Annotated in this window: 17 protein-coding genes and 1 tRNA gene; 3 read left to right on the top strand and 15 right to left on the bottom strand. The window is 65.8% G+C overall.

Annotated elements, in window-relative coordinates; all coding sequences use genetic code 11:
• Positions 1 to 2 precede the first annotated feature (2 nt).
• Together ACIGJE_RS03110 and ACIGJE_RS03105 are read right to left on the bottom strand one after the other, a co-directional pair.
• Complete coding sequence (locus ACIGJE_RS03110) at positions 3 to 935, bottom strand: threonine/serine dehydratase (protein WP_311933959.1); 933 nt, start codon at positions 933 to 935, stop codon at positions 3 to 5.
• A gap of 181 nt (positions 936 to 1,116) precedes the next feature.
• Positions 1,117 to 1,830: a DUF1223 domain-containing protein gene (locus tag ACIGJE_RS03105; RefSeq protein WP_311933958.1), complete on the bottom strand. Its 714-nt coding sequence runs from the start codon at positions 1,828 to 1,830 to the stop codon at positions 1,117 to 1,119.
• A gap of 321 nt (positions 1,831 to 2,151) precedes the next feature.
• On the opposite strand from ACIGJE_RS03105, the gene ACIGJE_RS03100 reads away from it, so the two are divergent.
• Entirely contained in the window at positions 2,152 to 2,991 is an 840-nt protein-coding gene (locus ACIGJE_RS03100; protein ID WP_311933957.1) for a YihY/virulence factor BrkB family protein, read from the top strand.
• Here the strand turns inward: ACIGJE_RS03100 and ACIGJE_RS03095 are convergent.
• From ACIGJE_RS03095 to ACIGJE_RS03045, 11 genes are all read right to left on the bottom strand, one after another.
• Complete coding sequence (locus tag ACIGJE_RS03095; protein WP_394310878.1) at positions 2,976 to 3,335, bottom strand: cupin domain-containing protein; 360 nt, start codon at positions 3,333 to 3,335, stop codon at positions 2,976 to 2,978. The genes ACIGJE_RS03100 and ACIGJE_RS03095 overlap by 16 nt on opposite strands.
• Positions 3,336 to 3,381: 46 nt before the next feature.
• On the bottom strand, positions 3,382 to 4,767 hold the full coding sequence (locus ACIGJE_RS03090; protein WP_415082037.1) for an NAD(P)/FAD-dependent oxidoreductase: 1,386 nt from the start codon (positions 4,765 to 4,767) through the stop codon (positions 3,382 to 3,384).
• Positions 4,768 to 4,973: 206 nt separating this feature from the next.
• Positions 4,974 to 6,119, bottom strand: a complete 1,146-nt coding sequence (locus tag ACIGJE_RS03085; RefSeq protein WP_483679309.1) for an ABC transporter ATP-binding protein — start codon at positions 6,117 to 6,119, stop codon at positions 4,974 to 4,976.
• 1 nt (position 6,120) lies between these two features.
• A complete protein-coding gene (locus ACIGJE_RS03080) occupies positions 6,121 to 6,909 on the bottom strand; it encodes an ABC transporter permease (RefSeq protein WP_311934230.1) in 789 nt (262 codons plus the stop codon).
• The gene (locus tag ACIGJE_RS03075) at positions 6,906 to 7,760 is read right to left on the bottom strand and encodes an ABC transporter permease (protein ID WP_376717628.1); all 855 of its coding nucleotides are present in this window, start codon (positions 7,758 to 7,760) and stop codon (positions 6,906 to 6,908) included. The genes ACIGJE_RS03080 and ACIGJE_RS03075 overlap by 4 nt, the downstream gene beginning before the upstream one ends.
• Positions 7,761 to 8,136: 376 nt before the next feature.
• Positions 8,137 to 9,246 (bottom strand): extracellular solute-binding protein, encoded by a 1,110-nt coding sequence (locus ACIGJE_RS03070; RefSeq protein ID WP_415082041.1) that lies wholly within the window; start codon positions 9,244 to 9,246, stop codon positions 8,137 to 8,139.
• A gap of 4 nt (positions 9,247 to 9,250) precedes the next feature.
• Complete coding sequence (locus ACIGJE_RS03065; protein WP_311933947.1) at positions 9,251 to 9,943, bottom strand: helix-turn-helix domain-containing protein; 693 nt, start codon at positions 9,941 to 9,943, stop codon at positions 9,251 to 9,253.
• Between the two features lie 314 nt (positions 9,944 to 10,257).
• Positions 10,258 to 11,442 (bottom strand): alpha/beta fold hydrolase, encoded by a 1,185-nt coding sequence (locus ACIGJE_RS03060; RefSeq protein ID WP_415082043.1) that lies wholly within the window; start codon positions 11,440 to 11,442, stop codon positions 10,258 to 10,260.
• Between the two features lie 185 nt (positions 11,443 to 11,627).
• Complete coding sequence (locus ACIGJE_RS03055) at positions 11,628 to 12,344, bottom strand: SDR family NAD(P)-dependent oxidoreductase (RefSeq protein ID WP_415082045.1); 717 nt, start codon at positions 12,342 to 12,344, stop codon at positions 11,628 to 11,630.
• 121 nt (positions 12,345 to 12,465) lie between these two features.
• Positions 12,466 to 12,550, bottom strand: a tRNA-Leu gene (locus tag ACIGJE_RS03050).
• Positions 12,551 to 12,713: 163 nt separating this feature from the next.
• The gene (locus ACIGJE_RS03045; RefSeq protein ID WP_415084349.1) at positions 12,714 to 13,091 is read right to left on the bottom strand and encodes a VOC family protein; all 378 of its coding nucleotides are present in this window, start codon (positions 13,089 to 13,091) and stop codon (positions 12,714 to 12,716) included.
• A gap of 473 nt (positions 13,092 to 13,564) precedes the next feature.
• On the opposite strand from ACIGJE_RS03045, the gene ACIGJE_RS03040 reads away from it, so the two are divergent.
• Together ACIGJE_RS03040 and ACIGJE_RS03035 are read left to right on the top strand one after the other, a co-directional pair.
• Entirely contained in the window at positions 13,565 to 15,445 is a 1,881-nt protein-coding gene (locus ACIGJE_RS03040) for an extracellular solute-binding protein (RefSeq protein ID WP_415084452.1), read from the top strand.
• Positions 15,446 to 15,606: 161 nt separating this feature from the next.
• Entirely contained in the window at positions 15,607 to 17,439 is a 1,833-nt protein-coding gene (locus tag ACIGJE_RS03035; RefSeq protein WP_415084351.1) for an extracellular solute-binding protein, read from the top strand.
• 132 nt (positions 17,440 to 17,571) lie between these two features.
• Here the strand turns inward: ACIGJE_RS03035 and rplS are convergent, their stop codons facing one another.
• Positions 17,572 to 17,940: a 50S ribosomal protein L19 gene (gene rplS / locus ACIGJE_RS03030; RefSeq protein WP_068291206.1), complete on the bottom strand. Its 369-nt coding sequence runs from the start codon at positions 17,938 to 17,940 to the stop codon at positions 17,572 to 17,574.
• A gap of 189 nt (positions 17,941 to 18,129) precedes the next feature.
• Entirely contained in the window at positions 18,130 to 18,840 is a 711-nt protein-coding gene (gene trmD, locus ACIGJE_RS03025; RefSeq protein ID WP_415084353.1) for a tRNA (guanosine(37)-N1)-methyltransferase TrmD, read from the bottom strand.
• Positions 18,841 to 19,010 lie beyond the last annotated feature (170 nt).

Here is a 19,010-nt window from a genome sequence, read left to right as displayed (position 1 = left end):
GCTTAACCCGCGATCGTCGTCAGATCCACATTGGCGCCGCAGGCCAGCACGCCGACGCGCTCGCCCGGCTTGGGACGGTAGACGCCGCCGACCAGGGCCGCCAGGGCGGTGGCACCGCCAGGCTCGAGGGCGAGGCGGGCATCGGCCCAGGCGCGCTTCTGCGCCTCCACGATGGCGCTGTCGGGCACGGTGACGGCCTCGCCGACATGGCGGCTGGCGACGGCATAGACCTTGGCGCCGCAATTGCGGGCGCCGAGCGAATCCGCCGCCACGCTCTCCACGCCGACATCGACGGGGCCGCCGGCGTCCAGCGCCGCCTTGAGGCATTGCGAGCCTTCCGGCTCCACCGAGACGACCTTGACCCTGCCGGCGAACCAGGCCGCGATGCCGGCGATCAGGCCGCCGCCGCCGGTGGCGACCAGCACGGTGTCGAGCGCGCCGCCGGCCTGCTCCTCCCATTCCAGCCCGAGCGTGCCCTGGCCGGCGATGGTCTCCCAGGCGTCGAAGGCATGCACGGAGAGCGCACCGGTCTGCGCAATATAGCGCTCGCAGGCGGCCAGGGCATCGGCATAGCGTTCGCCGCCGATGTCGAGGTCGGCCCCGCGGGCGCGGATCGCCGCGATCTTGGCCGGACTGGAGATCACGGGCACGAAGATGCGGGCCTTGTGACCGAGCGCGCGGGCGGCATGGGCAACCGCGATGCCGTGATTGCCGCCCGAGGCAGCGGCGACCCCGGCCGCCGGCACGTCGCGCGACAGCAGGTTGTTGAAGGCGCCGCGCGGCTTGAAGGAGCCGGCATGCTGCAGGAATTCGAGCTTGAGCTGCACGCCATGGTCGAGGCCGAAGGTGCCGGCCTGGGTGTCGAGAAGCGGGGTGCGACGAATATGGGAGGCGACGCGCTGATAGGCGGCACGAATATCGTTCTGGTCAATCATGATGGATTCCGGCGGAAAAGAAGGCCTGGCTGGCAGGCTGCCAATCTCTCCTTCCTAACCGCAAGTCGTGCCGGTTCCAAGATCGGGTTGCGCTGGAGCGTCGACCTCCGGGCCGACATTCTTGAAACGTCGCGTGTGCAGGAGAGGGATGTCGATCAGGAGGTCGACGCTCCCACGGTCCTCACGGCTTGCGCAGGGCGGCGCCGAGAATGGCACCCGGCCGGCCGGCGGCATTGGCCTGTACCAGGACGGCGAAGCTGTCGGCGCCCGGGGCATTGGTGACGTCCGGTTTCAGCGCCAGCGTGGCGGCATTACCGTCATAGTCGGCGATCTTGCGGAAGCAGCGCACCACGTTGGAATAGGTCACCGTCTTGCCGGTATTCTCGCCGCGCTCGATCTTGACTTCCGCGCTCGTCTCGATGGGAACCACCCAGACCTCGCCCTTGTGGGCGCTCTTGCCCAGCGAAATGCTGTAGGCGCCGTTCTTGCCGGAAATGGCAACGGGAACGCTGAGGACGCTGGGATGGGTGGCGGCCATCTCGATGGCCCGTCGGACTTCTTCCCCATTGGAGCCGACGGCATGCTGCACGCCGTCCACCACGATCTGCGGGGTATAGACGGCCCTGTCGCCGCGCACCTCCGAATAGGCGCGCTGGCGGCGCGTGAAGGTGTTGTCGGCCAGCGTGTCCTTCCAGCCGACATAGTCCCAGTAGTCGACCGGCAGGGACAAGGCGATGACGCTGGGATCGCGGGCGAGCTCGCCCATCATCTTGTCCGCCGGCGGGCAGGACGAGCAGCCCTGGCTGGTGAACAGCTCCACCACGGCACGCGGCTGCGCCATCGCCGGGCCGCTCGCGGCCAGCAACAACAGAGCTGCAACCAGGTTTTGCCGCATCGATCTCGTCCGGGCCTAAAGCGCCTTGCGACCCGGCCGAACCACCGGCAATCGCAAGGGCAAGTTGAAACAGGGCAGGCGAGCAAGGCATATTCTGGTTGAAAGCTGCCTTGCTCCAGTGGGAAACACCCGCAAGCCATAGCCCATCGAAGATGAACGGGCGAGTAACACAGTGGTGAGAAAGCGGCACCTCCGCGATTCGTGAAAGGGTGTGATATCGAGAGATTGCCGTGGCCTCGCCCGGCGTTGCATCCACCGTTTCCGCGGGATGCCGGTCCGCCCTTTCTGGCAAATCCCGCGATGCAATGGCATGGTTGCCGCATGCGGGCGTACAAATTCATTTCCGATCTTACCCAACGGGTCACCGAGCATGACGATTACGCGTTGGCGAGCCATATGGCGTTGTCCCTGCTCACGGCGATGTTTCCCTTTCTGATCTTCGTGGCGTCCCTGGCCGGCGTGCTCGGCACCGCCGACCTCCAGAACGAGATCGTGCGCCTGCTGTTCGAAACCTGGCCGCACGAAGTTTCCGAGCCGATCGCCCGCGAGGTCACCCGCGTGCTGGGCACGGCGCGGCCCGGCCTGCTCACCGTCAGCGCCATCGTGGCGGTGGTGCTGGCCAGCAATGGCGTCGAGGCCATCCGCGTCGGCATCAACCGGGCCTATGGCCTGGTCGAGACGCGGTCCTTCTGGTGGTGCCGGCTGCAGAGCCTGTTCTTCGTGCTGCTGGCCTCGCTCGCTCTGGTTACACTCGCTCTTTTGGTGGTGCTGTGGCCGGTGATATGGCAGGCAGCCATCAGCTTCACGCCGGTGCTGGCACCGTTGCAGCCGCTGATCGAGATTGCGCGCTACGGCATCACCACCGCGGTGCTCGGCGGCGCCATCATCCTGGTACACCTGTTCCTGGTGGCGAGCCGCCCCTCGCTCGGCGTGATCTGGCCCGGTGTGCTGATCACCATGGGGCTTTGGCTCGCCGGCGGCTACGCCTTCAGCATCTATATCAGCGACTTTGCCGCCTACTCCAAGCTCTATGCAGGCCTGGGCAGCGTCTTCGCGGCGCTGTTCTTCCTGTGGCTGGTGGCGCTGGCCTTCCTGCTCGGGGCAGAGATCAACGCCATCCTGGCCGAGCGGCGCCACAAACGCATTCAGGCCGCATCGTAGTGCATGATGTAGAGCTTACGGGTGGTCTCGTGGATGGTCCACTCGCCCTTCCAGCCCTTGGGCAGGACCAGGGCCTCGCCGGCCCGTACCTCGCGGGTCTGGCCGCCGGCGTCATGCAGCGACACCCGTCCCGACACGATGTGGCAGGTTTCCGAATTGCGCTCGCGCGAGGCGGTGAAGCGGCCCGGCGTGCATTCCCATACGCCGACTTCCATCAGCCCGTCCTCCGACTTCCACAGGGTTTTGGCCGCCTCGACCTGGCCTTCGCTGAGGGTGGTCGGCTTGGGGCCGAAGGGGCCGAGATCGAGGGTGGTGAGATCGGCGAACGTCTTGCTGTCGATCATGGTCATTCCAATGCAGACACGTTGAAAGAGCTGGAACCGGGGCTTCTCAGCGCCCGGTGATCTTGTTGGCGAAGGTGGCGAGGCGCGAGGTCTGCTGGAGGCCTGCCGCCTCACGCCGGTCGGCCATGTGATAGAGCTGGTACATCGAATGGATGCCGAGCCAGCGGAAGGGCTCCGGCTCCCATTCCCGCACGGAGCGGTTGACCCAGGGCAGGCGGGTCAGCGGGGTGTCGCGCTCCAGGATCAGGTCGGCGAGGGTACGGCCGGATAGATTGGACGTGGAGACGCCCAGGCCGACATAGCCGCCGGCCCAGCCGATGCCGTTCTTGCGATCCAGGCCGACGGTGGTGCACCAGTCGCGCGGTACGCCGAGCACGCCGCACCAGGCATGCTCCATCTTCAGGCCCTTGGTCTGGGGCAGATGGCGCATCAGGATGGCATAGAGCTGCGCGATGGTCTGGTCCTGCGTCTGCCCGCGCACGTCGGTGGCCGAGCCGTAGCGATAGGGCACGCCGCGCCCGCCCATGGCGATGCGGCCCTCGCGGGTGCGCTGGGCATAGCAATAGCCGTGGGTGGCGTCGCCCAACAGCTCATAGCCGTTCCAGCCGATCCGGCTCCACTGCTCCTCGCTGAGCGGCTCGGTCATCAGGATGGCGCTGTTCATCGGGATCCACAGGCGCTCGAAGCCGGGAATGCCAGCGGTGAAGCCCTCCGTCGCCCTGATGATGATCGGCGCGCGCACGGTGCCGCGTTTGGTGGTCACCGCGCCCTTCTCGATCCTGACAACTTCGGTCTGCTCGTAGATGGAAACGCCCAGGCGCTCGACCACGGCGGCGAGGCCCCGCACCAGCTTGGCCGGCTGCACGCGGGCGGTGTCGTGGTGCACCAGGGCGCCCTCGGCATTGTGGATCTCGATGCGCTTGCGCATCTCCTCGCGGCCGATCAGGCTGATGCGCGCATCCGGCACGCTCCAGCCTTTTTCGTAGTCGTAGGATTTGCGGATGCGGCCGAGCTGGGCCTTGTTGACCGCTACCGTCAGCGTGTCGTTGCGGCGGACATCGGCGTCGATGCCCTCGCGCTCGGTGACGGCGATCACCTCGTTCACCGAACCGTGCATCGCCGCTTCCATGTCGACGACCGCACCGCGCGAGGAGGTCTTCAGATATTTCTCGCGCGACCAGCCAAAGCCCCCCGAGAGCCAGCCGCCATTGCGCCCGGAAGCGCCGAAGCCGGCGAATTCCTTCTCGACCACGACGATGTTGAGGCCGGGATTGGCCAGCTTCAGATAATAGGACGTCCACAGCCCGGTGAAGCCGCCGCCGACGATGCAGACATCGGCGCTGCGGTCGCCCGGCAGCGCCGGGCGATAGCCGGGCACGCCGCCAATATCGGCGTACCAGAACGAGATGTTGCCGTTGACTTTGACGTCCATGATGGGTCTCGCATGAGGAATGGTATGGGGGGCTGGTCTTCAGACCAGCCTGGATGCGCGGCGCTAGAGCATTTTTCAGAAAAGTTGATAGACTTTTCGATTAAGAAAATGCGTCAAAACAAAGAGTTAGAGAAAAATAGCGATTCAAAGAAAAGCTATTTTGCTCTAGATAGAAAAGCGGCGGGTCTGAAGACCCGCCCCCCGATTCAGGTCAGGGTCAGGTCGGCACGCTCGTCGTCGGCCAGCAGCTTGGCATCGCCGCTCGCCCAGGTGAGATCGACCGCCTCGCCGATGGCGAAGGGCCGGCTTTCCAGCGGGGCGCGCACGATGGCGACCGAGCCGTCGGCCAGCACCACCTGGTATTTCGAGCTGGAGCCGAGATAGATCGCCTCGCTGACCTGGCCGGACAGGCTGTTGTGGCCGTCGCGCACACCGGTGGCCGCCGGCGCCAGCGAGAGTTTCTCAGGCCGCAGCAGCATGACCGGCTGCCGGCCGTCGGCGAGCCTGTCCCGCGAAACCACCTTCTGCCCGGCGATGGTGAGGCAGGTCTCGCTGCCGGAGGTCTCCACGGCCCCGCGCAAGGTGGTGGATTCGCCGATGAACTTGCCGACGAACAAGGTGGCCGGCTCGTCATAGAGCTCGCGGCCGGTGCCGACCTGCTCGATGCGGCCGTGGTTGAACACGGCGATGCGGTCCGACAGCACCAGGGCCTCTTCCTGGTCGTGGGTGACATAGACGAAGGTGGTGCCGAGCTCGCGATGGATGCGCTTGATCTCGAGCTGCAGCCATTCGCGCAGCTTCTTGTCGAGCGCGCCGAGCGGCTCGTCCATCAGGAGGAGCGGCGGGTCGAACACGATGGCGCGGGCCAGCGCCACGCGCTGCTGCTGGCCGCCGGAAAGTTCGCTCGGATAGCGATGGGCGAAATCGGCCATCTTGACCATGTCGAGGGCGCGGCGGACGCGCGCCTCGCGTTCGCCCTTGGGAACGCCGCGCAAGGCGAGGGGGTAGGCGACGTTCTTGCCGACCGTCATGTGCGGGAACAGGGCATAGTGCTGGAAGACCACGCCGATATTGCGCTTGTGCGCCGGCAGGCCGCCAATGTCCTCCCCCCCGACGGCAAGTGCACCGCTGGAGAGCTCTGTAAACCCGGCCACCACGTTGAGCGTGGTCGTCTTGCCCGAGCCGCTGGGGCCGAGCAGCGTCATGAACTCACCCGGCTCGATATGGAGGCTGACATCGTCGAGCGCAGTGAAAGAGCCGTAATGCTTGCTGGCATTGCGGATGTCGATGGCGGCGCCGGCCGCGCCCGAGGCGGATGCGGCAGGGGTGGAGATGGCGGCTGCGTTGGACATCTCAGCTCCTCTTCGAGCGCGCGCCGAGGAGGAGGCCGGCGGCGATCAGCAATGTCGTGGCAAGGAAGACGATGGTTCCCACCGCGGCGACCGTGGGATCGGCGTCGCGGGTGATGGAGGTGAAGATCTGCACCGGCAGCGTCTTCAGGTAGGGATTGGTGATGAACAGCGCGACGATGATCTCGTCGAACGAGGTCACGAAGGCAAAGAGCAGGCCCGACAGGATGCCGGGGGCGATCAGCGGCAGCGTGATGGTGCGGAAGGTGGTGAAACGGTTGGCACCGAGGCTGGCCGCCGCCTTTTCCAGCCTGACGTCGAACATTTCGAGACTGGCGGAGACGGCGATCAGCACGAAGGGGATCGCCAGCATGGTGTGGGCGATGACGAAGCCGAGATCCGTGCCGACCAGCTTGTAGGTGAGGTAGACCGAATAGATCCCGACCGCCAGCACCACGCCCGGCACCACCATCGGCGTGATCAGCAGGGCGCGCAGGATGCCGCCGCCGGCATGCTTCATGCGGCTGAGGCCGAGGGCGGCGAGCGTGCCGATCAGCGTGGCGATCAGGGCGACGATGGTGGCGATGCGCAGCGAATTGATGAAGCTCGACGACCAGTCCGGATTGGTGAGGAAGTTCTCGTACCACTGCCAGGAAAAGCCCGATGGCGGGAAGGCCAGCGACTTGTTCTGGTTGAACGACATCGGGATGATCACCAGGGTCGGCAGCACCAGCCAGATCGCGACCAGGAGGCAGAACAAAGCGAGGAAGAGACGCAGCGGTTTCATCGTCAGTTCCTCGAGGCCTGCTTGTGGCGCTGGCGCATCAGGGGCGCGGCAATGGCGAGCAGCAGGAAGGTCGCCACCAGCAGGATCACGCCCATGGCACCGCCGCGGCCCCAGGCCAGCAGGCTCAGCACCTGGTTCTGCACCAGGGTGGAGAGCATGGTGCTGCGCGGTCCGCCGAGCAGGGCCGGGGTGATGTAGAAGCCGAGCGACAGGATGAACACGATGATGGCGCCGGCGAAGACGCCGGGCAGCGACAGGGGCAAATAGATCTGCCAGAAGGCCCTGACAGGGTTGGCGCCGAGGCTGCGTGCCGCCTGGATCAGGCGCAAATCGATGCTGCGCATCACCGAATAGAGCGGCAGGATCATGAAGGGCAGCAGCACCTGCGCCATGCCGATGACGACGCCGAGCGGGGTACGGATCAGCTTGATGCCATCGAGGCCGAGCGCCTGGAGGGCCGTGTTGATCACGCCGGAATCCTGCAGCAGCACCACCCAGGCGAGCGTGCGCACCACGCCGCTGACCCAGAAGGGCACCAGCACGCACAGGATCAGCACCAGGCGCCATTTCGGGCCGACCGCCGTCATCAGATAGGCATAGGGATAGGCCGCGATCACGCAGACCAGCGTGACCCAGGCGGCGATGGAGAAGGTGCGCGCCAGCACGGTGAGGTTCGCCGGGGTGGAGAAGAACCAGACATAGTTCTGCAGGCCGAAGCTCGGCTCGGCGAAGCTGCGCACCACCACCGTCAGCAGGGGGTAGCCCATGGCGAGGATCAGCAGCAGCATGGCCGGGACCGTCAGCAGCGACGGATAGGCCGAAAGCGGCCTCAGCCTGCGTTGCCGTGCAATGGCCATGGAGGATTGCATGGTGTCAGTCACGCGCAAAAGCTCCGTTTTGGCGAGGTGGCGGTTGGGACAGACGGGAACCGGAAGTAAGTCTTGCCTCCGAAGCACAGCGACTCACGCTGTACTTCGAGGCCGCGCTGCCCCTCACCCTTACCCTCTCCCCGTAAGAACGGGGCGAGGGAGCACAGGCGTGGCGGTTGATCCTCGGACCTCCCATCTCACCCCGGCGGTCGGGCGAGGTGGCGCGCTATCGGCATAGGATGCTTGTTCGAAGTCCCCCTCGCCCCGTTCTTACGGGGAGAGGGTAAGGGTGAGGGGCGTCGCCGCCCCCGTGGAACCTTCGAACTGCCTACCGGTGCCGGTGGCGCGAGCCGAACTTTCCGCCTCAATTGCCCGCCAGCAGGGAGCCCCATTTCTCGTTCAGGGCCTCGAAGTTCTCGGTCCAGAAGGCCGTGTTGAAGCCATAGCCCTGCTTGACACGCTCGGGGGTGTTGGTGAGGAAGGCCTGCACCTGGGCGTCGACCTGCGGCTTGGACTCGTTGTTGACCGGAGAGTAGGAGGTCTTCTGGGTCAGGGCCTCCTGCGCGCTCTTGCCGAGATAGGCGTTGATCAGCGCATGGGCGGCGGCGGGATCCTTGACGCCGACCGGAATGGTGAGCTGGTCCTTGACCACCAGCCAGTCCTGCCAGACGGGCGTGTATTTGGCACCGTTCTTGACGGCGGTCATGGCGCGGCCGGTCCACATCAGCAGCATGTCGATCTCGCCGGATTCGGCGAGCTGCTGGGATTCGGCGCCGGTCTTCCAGAACACGGTGTCGGGGCCGAGGGCCTTGATCCTGGCGATGGCCGTGTCGATGTCCGCTGGCGTCATCTTGTCCACCGGATGGCCGTCGGCCAGCAGCGCCTGTTCGAGCAGGCCGACCGGCGGGTCACCGCTGCCGTCGATGCCGCGCGTACCCGGGAAGTTCTTGGTGTCGAAGAAGTCCTTCCAGTTCTTGGGCGGATGGTCCTTGAACTTGTCGGTCTTGTACATCAGCACGATGCCGTAATTCATGGCCGGCACGCTGCAGGGGCCGACCTGGCCGGGCGGAATGTGCGAGATGTCGATCTTGGTGAAGTCGAGCTTCTGGAAATATTTGCCGCAATAGGCGAAGGGCGCGAGGTCGCCGGTATCGACGACGTCCCAGGTGACATTGCCCGATTCGATCTGGGCCTGGAGCTTGGCGAGCTCGGTCGGGCCGTCGTTCAGGAGCTTGACGCCGGACTTGTCGGCGAATTCCTTCAGCGCGGCGTTCTGGCCGTCCTGATAGATACCGCCATAGGAGACGAAGGTCAGCGTCTTGTCCTTCAGCGAGCCCTCGGCGATGGTGCCGGCGGCCGGTGCGTTCTGGGCCAGGGCCGACGAGGCCGCCAGCAGGGCGAAGGCAGCGCCGGCCAGGCCGGCACAAAATGCTTTTGCGCAAGATCTTTTGGCAAATGCCGTTGCAGTTGTCATCCCGTTATCCCTCTGAAGACTCGCTTGTTTGTTCTGGCGATCCGGATGCGAGCGATTTCCGGATCACATATTGGTCGAGATCGGCGGCGCCGCTGGTCGGGGGGGAGATGATCCACACCACCTCGGCCGGGGTGTCGCCGATGTTCACCGTCTTGTGCGGCGTCGAGGACGAATATTCGATGCTGTCACCCGCCTCGAGGATGAAGCTCTCCTGGCCGAGCGTCAGCTGCAGGCGTCCGCGCAGCACCAGGAACATTTCGTGGGAATTGCCATGGGTATAGGGCTGGTCGCCCGTGGAGCCGCCGACGTCGAACTCGCCGGAATAGACTTCGAGGTCGCGAAGCGGGCGCCGCGACAGCAAGGTCTTGTGGCAGCCGCCGCTGGCCGGCAAGGCCGGGCGCTCGGAGCGGGAGACGACCTTGTGCGGCAGGGCCTCGCCCTCGTCGAAGAGGTCGGCGACATTGATGCCGAGGGCGTTGGCGATCCCCATCAGCGTGGAGGTGTTGGCGCCGGAAAGCCCGCGTTCGAGCTGGGAGAGGAAGCTGGCCGTGGTGCCGGTGAGATCGCCGAGCTCGCGCAGGGTCAGCCGGCGCGCGGTGCGGAAGGCCTTGACGCGCTGGCCCAAAATGCTGGAACGCCGCGCCTCCAGATTGGGTGCGGCGCCGCTGTCGGCAGTGTGATCGTCGGCACGCTTCATCAGGGCCTCGGCAGGTTCACTTAACAAGTCATAAAGTGAATTGCCGTACTTAACAAGCCATAAAGTGAACTTGGATCAGGGACCCCGGTGGCCCGGTGTGGCCGAAAATCGATGGGACTCGACTTTTGTCATTGCCGGGCTTGTCCCGGCAATCCAGGGTCGCAGCCTCAACGAACAGCGGTAGCTGGATGCCCGGGACAGGCCCGGGCATGACAAAATTGAGCTTTTCCCGGCCTCTTTGCGATTATTGCGTCAGTCTCTCCAGACCGGCCCGGACCCGTTACCCTTGTCGCCGAACCTGGCGGTCTCTGCCCTCAATTCGCCGTGGCCGGCTGGCCGAGCTTGATAACTTCCGCCTTACCGGGCTCGGTGACGATGTGGTCGAGCGCCGGCGGCTTGTCGCTGTGCAGGAGATCGCTGGTGGGCGAGCCGGTCTTGATGAAGGCCTCGATGTCGGCGGCGACGGCGTCCGGCGCACCCCATTGCACGTTATGCCCGATATCGCTGACCTGCGCCCCGGAAGCCGGCAGGGGAATCACGCCATAGCGCTTCCAGAAAGCGGAGATGCCCTTGGTCTTAGCCGCCTCGGAGAGGGACTGCTTCAGCCAGGTCTGGTCGGCCTCCAGGAAGATGCTGTCCTGCGTCGCCCAGAGGACCAGCACGGGTACCGAGAAGCTTTTCAACCGCTCGGTGTTGTCGGTGGCGAGCAGCGCCTTGCTGGCGCCGATCCAGGTGCCGAGCCGCACATTGGCGGTCTCCGGCACATAGGGCTTGAGGAAGGCGGGATCGGCAGCCGGGTCGACCACCCAGTTCTTGGCGATCCAGTCCTCGGCCTTGGGATCGGCCTTCAGCGGGGTGAGCATGTAGAAGCCGGCGGGATATTTCCAGCCCTTGGCCTCCAGCGCCTTCTTCCAGGAGCCTTCCACCGGCTCCTTCAGCACGTAGTCGCGCAGGGCGACATTGTCGACGCCCTTGGTGGAGCTCGCCACCAGCACGGCGCGCTCGACCAGCTCGGGGTGCTCCAGAGCGACTTCCTGGGTGACGAAACTGCCGAGCGAATGGCCGGCCAGCGTCGCCTTGGCGATCTTCTTGGCCTTCATGAAGGCGACGATGTCGCCGGCGAAATCGCTGGTCCGGAAGCATTTTTCCGGCGCGGGCGAACAGGCCGCCCGGGGCGGCATCGAGGTCTGGCCGTGGCCGCGCAGATCCATGGCGAGGATGTGGAGGCCGGGGTCGCGCTTGTGCAGCGCCGCCATCGTCGTCGACCAGGAGCGGATATTGTCGGTGAGGCCATGGATGAGCAGTACCGCCGGCCCGTCCTTCGGCCCGGTCTCGACATAGGCCATGGTGATGCCGCCGGGCAGCTTCACCTTGCAGCGCCCGGCCGCCAGGTCCTCGCAGTCCTTTGCTGCCGCCGGCGTGGCCCCCGCGGCGAGGCCGAGGGCCAGGGGTAACGCGAGCAGGGCTGTCTTGGCGAGACGGATGAAAGGGGTCGGCATGCGCTTCTTCCTCCGGCAGGATTTTGCGCAACTATAGCGCCGGAAGATTGCCGGGCAATTGCCCTGAGGCGACATCCGGCGGCTCCTGGGAGCGCGGACATCCTGTCCGCTCTTCCTTTCCGTACGCTGGGCGTTTCCAAGAGCGGCCGGAGACGTGCTCGCTCCCAGGCAGCAGATCTACGGCCTCACGCCGAAACCGCCGGCACGCCCGTGGCCGGAATCGCCCCGCCCGTCACCACGCCACCTTCTGCCGAAAGCAGGAAGGCGATCAACCGCGCGATCGCTTCCGGCGCTACCCAGGTGCTGGTATCGGCCTTGGGCATGGCGGCGCGGTTCGGCGGCGTGTCGATCACGCCGGGCAGCACGCAATTGGCGGTGATGCCGTCCTTGCGATATTCCTCGGCGATCGCCTCGGTGAGCCGCAGCAGCGCCGCCTTGGAGGCGGCATAGGCGGCCATCCCGGCCGAGGCCTTCTGCCCGGCCAGCGCCGCCACATGCACGATGCGGCCCTGGCGCGCAGCCAGCATCGCCGGCAGCACCGCGGCGCTGATGGCGAGCGCCGTGCGGGCATTGCCGGTAAGCATGGCATCCCATTGCGCAAGGGCCTTGGCGACCGGCGCCATCGCGAAGCCGCCCACCGTGTTGGCCAGCCCGCCGACCGCTCCGAACTTAGCGATTGCCTGCGCCACCGCCGCCTCGCAGGCCTCCTGCGAGGTCATGTCCGTCCCGGCGATCGACAGCACCTCGACCCCCGCCGGCAGCGAGGCGACCAGCGCCTCGAGCTTCTCGGCCGAGCGCTCCATCAGGACCAGCGGAGCGCTGCCTCTGGCAAGCTCGCGCACCACCGCGGCCCCGAGATTGCCGGCGGCGCCGGTGACGATGATGGCGGGGGACGAGGACATGGCGAGAACTCCCTGGTTGGCTGGACCGGGAGAGTGTCACGGGTGGGAGCGGGAGGGAAGGGCGAGGATCGTGGCGCGAGTGACTGATCGCGGCGGCACGTCCATCAGCATGAAGTGAGATTGGTGCCCCTAGCCGGAATCGAACCAGCACTCCTTGCGGAATCCGATTTTGAGTCGGACGCGTCTACCAGTTCCGCCATAGGGGCAACGCGGCCGGCACTATAGCGAGGGATGAGGCGGCGTCAATCCGCGATTGCGGGCGTGTTGGAGAGAAGAGACTTTCTTCGGGTGCACGGGCGTCTCGCCGTTCTTGGGAGCGCCGCGCGTGCTGGCAGGGAAGAACGGGCGAGACGCCCGTGCACCCGGGGCTCACCCGCTCGCCAGGCCATGGATGTTGCCGTCGGGGTCGCGGAACCAGGCGAGTTCGAGGTCGCCGGTGCGGTGGATGTCGCCGTCGAGCGTGGTGCCGGGGATCTCGTAATGCTCGAAGGCGACGCCCTTGGCCTTGAGTGTTTCGACCAGGCTGATCATGTCGTCGCCCACCACCCAGGTCACGGCGGTGGCGTGGTTGGTGCCGGCATTGGTGGAGACGTAGACCAGCACGATCGAGGGGCCGGCCTTGTAGGCGATGGCGCTGCCGGCGTGCTCGAAGGCGATCTCCAGCCCCACCAGGTCCTCGTAGAAGCGTCGGGCCGTGGCGAGGTCGCGCACAGGCAAAGTGGCGACGGCGAGCTTTGCTCCCAGCATGGCGGTGCCTCCGGATCGCGCCTCTTGCAGTCCCGCTGCATCGGCCCGCGCCGAGGGCGCCGCCATGCCATGCGAGATGCGGTCACAAGGATAAGCCCGGCCGAGCGTGTTGGCACGTGCTTTCCTGGCAGATTGTTGCGGGGGCAAGGCATGTTCAGCCACGAGCGTGGCTAGTCTCGCTCCGTGAGCTCGGTGCATCCTTGCGATGGCGGGCGTGGATCAAAGCGGCGAATGCTCTGCAAGGTGAACACGATGTCATCTTGCCGAATCAGCTGCATTTCCGCCGCATTGGCTCCTATCCTCGATGGTTTGCCGCCGCTGCCCGCCAGTGGCGCCTGCAGGCCGTGCCCGCAAGTCCCGGCCGCCCCAGGCCCGCCTCCCTGCCGATGGCAAGGGAAACCAACGGAGATCCCATGCGCCTCGTCCGTTCCCCGCTCGCTTCGGCTGCCTTCGCCGCTTTCGTGACACTGGCGATGTTCGCCTCGCAGCAGGTCCTGGCGGAGGAGGCGGCCAAGCCGGCCGAAGCCTCCGCCGGCGCGGCGGCGGGCGCGGCACCACCCTGGCGGATCGGCATCTCCCTGCTGGGCGAGCCCAAACACAAGGAGGCGTTCGACCATTTCGACTACGTCAATCCGGATGCGCCCAAGGGCGGCCAGGTGCGGCTGGCGATCGGTGGCACCTTCGACAATTTCAACATCGCGCTGATGGCGATCAACGGTGTCTCGGTGAAGGGCAACATCGAGGCCGGTGTCACCAATGTCTATCAGAACCTGATGACCTCGGCGCAGGACGAGGCTTCCACCGAATATGGCGAGATCGCCGATGCCGTGCGCTTTCCCGACGATATCTCCTCGGTGACCTTCCGCATCAATCCCAAGGCGCGCTGGCACGACGGCACCAAGCTGACGCCGGAAGACGTGGTCTGGTCCTTCGAGGTGCAGAAGGCCAACAATCTGCAGACCGCGCAATATTATCACGACGTCACCAAGGCCGAGGTCAGCGCGCCCGATCAGGTGACCTTCACCTTCTCCACCAAGGGCAATCGCGAGCTGCCGCAGATCCTCGGCCAGCTCTATGTCATGCCCAAGCATTGGTGGCTGGCCAATGGGCCCGACGGCAAGCCGCGCAACGTCGCCAACACCACGCTCGAGCCGCCGCTCGGTTCCGGCCCCTATCGCCTCAAGAGCTTCGAGGCCGGGCGCGGGGCCGTCTATGAGCGAGTCAAGGACTGGTGGGGTGCCGACCTGCCCACCGCCAAGGGCCACTATAATTTCGACGAGATCCGCTACGACTACTACACCAACACCCAGCAGCTTCCGGAACTGTTCAAGAGCGATTCCTACGACTTCCGCCTGGAGAATATCATCGCCAACTGGATGACGCTCTACAACATCCCGGCGGTGACGGAAGGGCGTATCGTCAAGCAGGACTTCCCGTCCAACACCGTCGGCCGCATGCAGGCCTTCGCCTTCAATCTCAGGCGGCCGAAATTCCAGGATGTCAGGGTGCGCAAGGCCTTCAACCTGGTCTTCGATTTCGAGACGTTGAACCGCACGATCTTCTTCAACCAATACAAGCGCATCGGCTCCTATTTCGCCGGGCTCGACGAACTCTCCTCCAGCGGGCTGCCTGAGGGCCAGGAGCGCGACATCCTCGAAACGGTCAAGGACAAGCTGCCGCCGGAGGTGTTCACCATGCCCTATGCCAATCCGGTCAATGGCAGCGACGAGGTCCAGCGCGCCAATATCCGCGCAGCCATCGGCCTCCTGAAGGAGGCCGGGTGGGAGTTCAAGGACCGCAAGCTCACCAATGTGAAGACTGGCGAGGTGATGAAGGTGGAGATCCTGCTCTCCAGCGATACCTTCACCAGGGTCGCCTTGCCCTATGTCGAAAATCTCAAGCGTATCGGCATCGAGGCCTCGGTGCGGGTGGTCGACGACACGCAGTTCAACCAGCGCGAGAACAATCGCGATTTCGACATGATCCTGTTCGGCGTGGGCCAGACCCAGTCGCCCGGCAATGAGCAACGGGATTATTGGGGCTCTGTCGCCGCCGACAAGCCGACCTCGCGCAACATCATCGGCATCAAGGATCCCGCCGTGGATGCGCTGGCCGAACGCATCGTCTATGCCAAGGATCGGGCCGAACTGGTCGCCGCCACCAAGGCGCTGGACCGGGTGCTGCTCGCCGGAAACTATGTGGTACCGATGTGGTACAACGATGTCTGGCACACTTTGCGCTGGAACCGCTTCGGCCAGCCGGCCGTGCTGCCCACGCAGAGCCCGACCGGCGGTTTCCCCACCGTCTGGTGGTATGACCCGGCCCTGGCCGCCAAGACCGGGGCGGCCAAATAGCCTAGTCATCCCGCGCGCGATGCAGCATGCAATGCTGCTTCGCTGACGCGGGACCGCGCTCCGGGTAAAGGAGCGCTTTTCGTCTCGCGATCCCGGATCTGCGCCGCACCACTGCGTGCTGCAGCGCGTCCGGGATGACGACACCCATAAGGATCCCGCCCATGGCCGAACTCGACCGCCGCACGCTTCTGAAGACCGGCTTCTTCGGCGCAGCCTGTGCGCTGCTGCCGGCGGGCGCCTGGGGGCAGGAGGTCGAGAGCCATGGCCTGTCGACCTTCGGCGACCTGAAATATGGGCCCGACTTCAAGAAATTCGACTATGTGCGCGCCGACGCGCCCAAGGGCGGCGCCTTCTCGCAGCTGGTCTACCAGACCGGCTACAACCAGTCCTTCAACTCTTTCGACAGCCTGCACATCTACGTCCTCAAGGGCACGGGCGCGGTGGGGATGGACGCCACCTTCGCCACGCTGATGGCGCGGGCCGTGGACGAGCCGGATGCGGTGTATGGCTACGCCGCCCAATCGGTGGCCGTCTCAGCCGACAGGCAGACCTATCGCTTCCGCCTGCGCCCCGGCCTCAGCTTCCATGACGGCTCGGCGCTGACGGCGGAGGACTGCGCCTGGTCGTTCAACACATTGAAGGAGAAGGGGCATCCCTTCATCACCGAGCCGCTGCGCTTCTTCAAGGAGGCGGTGGCGGAGGCCCCCGACCTGGTGCGCGTCACGCTGCTGCCCGGGCGCGGGCGCTCGCTGCCCCTGATCGTCGCCGGCCTGCCGATCTTCTCGAAGGCCTGGTGGTCGAGCCGCGATTTCACCAAATCGACGTTGGAAGCCCCGCTCGGCAGCGGGCCCTACAAGGTGGGCAAGGTCGATGTGGGCGAAGCGATCAGCTATGAGCGCGTGGCGAATTGGTGGGGAGAGAGCTTGCCCGCCCAGGTCGGCACCAACAATTTCGACCGCCTGACCTGGTACTATTACCGCGATCCCTCGGTGTCCTTCATCGCCTTCGGCGCCGGCAATTATCGCTTCCGCGAGGAGACGAGCTCCGAGAACTGGGCCAAGGGCTACGACATCCCGCCCGTGCGCGACGGCCGCATCAAGCGCGAGACGGTGCCCGACCACACGCCCTCGGGCGCCCAGGGTTGGTATTTCAACACGCGCCGCGCCAAGTTTTCCGATCCCCGCGTGCGCCAGGCCCTCGGTTTCGTCTTCGATTTCGAATGGGTGAACCGGAATGTGATGTACTCGTCCTACCAGCGCACGGCCTCGATCTTCGAGAATTCGCCGCTGAAGGCCGAGGGCAGGCCCGGGCCGGACGAACTCGCTCTGCTGGAGCCCTATCGCGGCAAGGTGCCCGATGCCGTCTTCGGCGAAGCCCTGCTGCCGCCGGTCTCGGATGGCAGCGGTTTCGATCGCGCCAATCTGCGCACGGCGCTGGGGCTCCTCAAGGAGGCCGGCTGGAGCCTCGACAACCGCGTCCTCAAGAATGCCAAGGGCGAGGCCTTCACCATCGAGTTCCTGGAGGAGAGCGATTTCCTCTACAAGATCACGGCCCCGTTCATCCAGAGCCTGGGGCGGCTCGGCATCGCGGCGAGTTTCCGCGCCGTCGACTCCTCGCAATATCAGCGCCGCACCGATGCGTTCGACTATGACATCATCTCTCGCCGTGCCACTTACGGCCTGACCCCGGGCGAAGACATGCGCGGGCCTTTTTCCAGCCGGACGGCCGCCGTGCCGGGCTCGAGCAATATCTCCGGCATCGTCGATCCAGTGCTCGATGCCCTGATCGACGCCATCGCCGCCGCCGACAGCCGGGTCGCGCTCGTCGCGGCGTGCCGCGCCTTCGACCGCGTGCTGCGCGCGGGCTATTACTGGGTGCCGATGTACAACCGCCCGAACCACTGGCTGGCCTATTGGGACGAGTTCGAGCATGGCGACCCGGGCGTGATCTACGACCGCGGCATTCCCGATCTGTGGTGGGCCAAGAAGACGTAGTTTCCAGGGACCACCGGCTTCCAGCCGGCTCTTCTTGATTCCCAGAGCCGGCTGGAAGCCGGCGGTCCCGGGGAAACGCAAAACGCCGGCCCGTTGCCGGGCCGGCGTCGAAATCCGTCAGAAGCGTCGGACTTACTTCTTGTAGTCGACGCGCTCGGCGATGCGGGCAGACTTGCCGCGGCGATCGCGCAGGTAATAGAGCTTGGCGCGACGGACCTTGCCGCGGCGGACCAGCTTGATGGAATCGATCATCGGCGAGTAGAGCGGGAACACGCGCTCGACACCTTCGCCGTAGGAAATCTTGCGGACGGTGAAGCTCTCCTGCAGGCCGCCGCCGTCGCGGGCGATGCAGACGCCTTCATAGGCCTGAACGCGGGTGCGCTCGCCTTCCTTCACCTTGACGTTCACGATGACCGTGTCGCCGGGCTGAAATTCGGGAATGTCCTTGCCGGCCGAAAGGCGGGCAATTTCTTCCTGCTCGATAGTCTGAATCAGGTTCATGATCATGTCTCCGCGCGTACCCGAAGGACGCATCTTGCTCTTACTTGAGGTGGAGGCGTGCCAATACGCCATTACGGAAGGCGAGTCCACCGAATTCGCACCTTCCGGGTGCGCGGGCGTCCCGCCCGTTCTTGGGACCGCTGTGCTCGACGATGGAAGAGTGGGCAAGATGCCCGTGCACCCGGGGGATCACCGCTTCTTCTTCGGCGGCGGTTGGCGCGCCTCATAGGCCGCCCACAGGTCCGGCCGGCGCTCACGCGTCAGCGCCTCCGCCTCGCTCCGGCGCCAGGCCGCGATGTTCTTGTGGTGGCCCGAGCGCAGGATGTCGGGAATCGCGCGGTCCTCGAAGGTGAGGGGCCTGGTGTAGTGCGGATATTCGAGCAGGCCGTTCTCGAAGCTCTCCTCGTCGCCGGAGGTGGCGCCGCCCATCACGCCCGGCAGCAGCCTGACGCAGGCGTCGATCAGCACCATGGCGCCGAGTTCGCCGCCCGAGAGCACATAGTCGCCGATCGAGACCTCGGTGAGGCCGCGCGCCTCGATCACCCGCTGGTCGATGCCCTCGAAGCGCCCGCACACGATCACGGCGCCGTCCCCGGCCGCCAGCGCCCGTACATGGGCCTGCTGCAGGGGCAGGCCGCGCGGCGACATCAAAAGGCGCGGGCGGCCGTCATCACCGAGGGCATCGATGGCCTGCGCCAGCACGTCGGCACGGATCACCATGCCCGGGCCGCCGCCGGCCGGCGTGTCGTCGACGGAGCGATGGCGTCCCTGGCCGAAATCGCGGATATTGCGCGTCTCCAGCGCCCAGGTGCCGGTTGCCAGAGCTTCGCCCGACAAGGAGATGCCGAGCGGCCCCGGGAACATCTCGGGATAGAGGGTGAGGATGGAGGCGCGCCACATGGACAATCTCGCTTGAGGTACGGGCGCCAAAGCCTTCTCCACGCAGTGGGGAAGGTGTCATTGCGCAGCAATGACGGATGGGGTGCAGCCCGCTAGTGCATTCTATCCGGAAGGGGCACCGCTAGCGGGCTGCACCCCATCCGACCCGACTTCGTCGGGCGCAGTAACAT

Source organism: Labrys sp. E2SS-1L, assembly GCF_057073705.1.
Note: the sequence above shows the minus strand (reverse complement) of the source record. Positions and strands in the feature narration are given on the sequence as shown.

What these genes read in the sequence shown, in the direction of transcription:
- ACIGJE_RS03110 (WP_311933959.1), bottom strand. Translation starts at nt 935, where the DNA reads ATGATTGACCAGAACGATATTCGTGCCGCCTATCAGCGCGTCGCCTCC.
- ACIGJE_RS03105 (WP_311933958.1), bottom strand. Translation starts at nt 1,830, where the DNA reads ATGCGGCAAAACCTGGTTGCAGCTCTGTTGTTGCTGGCCGCGAGCGGC.
- ACIGJE_RS03100 (WP_311933957.1), top strand. Translation starts at nt 2,152, where the DNA reads ATGCGGGCGTACAAATTCATTTCCGATCTTACCCAACGGGTCACCGAG.
- ACIGJE_RS03095 (WP_394310878.1), bottom strand. Translation starts at nt 3,335, where the DNA reads ATGATCGACAGCAAGACGTTCGCCGATCTCACCACCCTCGATCTCGGC.
- ACIGJE_RS03090 (WP_415082037.1), bottom strand. Translation starts at nt 4,767, where the DNA reads ATGGACGTCAAAGTCAACGGCAACATCTCGTTCTGGTACGCCGATATT.
- ACIGJE_RS03085 (WP_483679309.1), bottom strand. Translation starts at nt 6,119, where the DNA reads ATGTCCAACGCAGCCGCCATCTCCACCCCTGCCGCATCCGCCTCGGGC.
- ACIGJE_RS03075 (WP_376717628.1), bottom strand. Translation starts at nt 7,760, where the DNA reads ATGGCCATTGCACGGCAACGCAGGCTGAGGCCGCTTTCGGCCTATCCG.
- ACIGJE_RS03070 (WP_415082041.1), bottom strand. Translation starts at nt 9,246, where the DNA reads ATGACAACTGCAACGGCATTTGCCAAAAGATCTTGCGCAAAAGCATTT.
- ACIGJE_RS03065 (WP_311933947.1), bottom strand. Translation starts at nt 9,943, where the DNA reads ATGAAGCGTGCCGACGATCACACTGCCGACAGCGGCGCCGCACCCAAT.
- ACIGJE_RS03060 (WP_415082043.1), bottom strand. Translation starts at nt 11,442, where the DNA reads ATGCCGACCCCTTTCATCCGTCTCGCCAAGACAGCCCTGCTCGCGTTA.
- ACIGJE_RS03055 (WP_415082045.1), bottom strand. Translation starts at nt 12,344, where the DNA reads ATGTCCTCGTCCCCCGCCATCATCGTCACCGGCGCCGCCGGCAATCTC.
- ACIGJE_RS03045 (WP_415084349.1), bottom strand. Translation starts at nt 13,091, where the DNA reads ATGCTGGGAGCAAAGCTCGCCGTCGCCACTTTGCCTGTGCGCGACCTC.
- ACIGJE_RS03040 (WP_415084452.1), top strand. Translation starts at nt 13,565, where the DNA reads ATGTTCGCCTCGCAGCAGGTCCTGGCGGAGGAGGCGGCCAAGCCGGCC.
- ACIGJE_RS03035 (WP_415084351.1), top strand. Translation starts at nt 15,607, where the DNA reads ATGGCCGAACTCGACCGCCGCACGCTTCTGAAGACCGGCTTCTTCGGC.
- rplS (WP_068291206.1), bottom strand. Translation starts at nt 17,940, where the DNA reads ATGAACCTGATTCAGACTATCGAGCAGGAAGAAATTGCCCGCCTTTCG.
- trmD (WP_415084353.1), bottom strand. Translation starts at nt 18,840, where the DNA reads ATGTGGCGCGCCTCCATCCTCACCCTCTATCCCGAGATGTTCCCGGGG.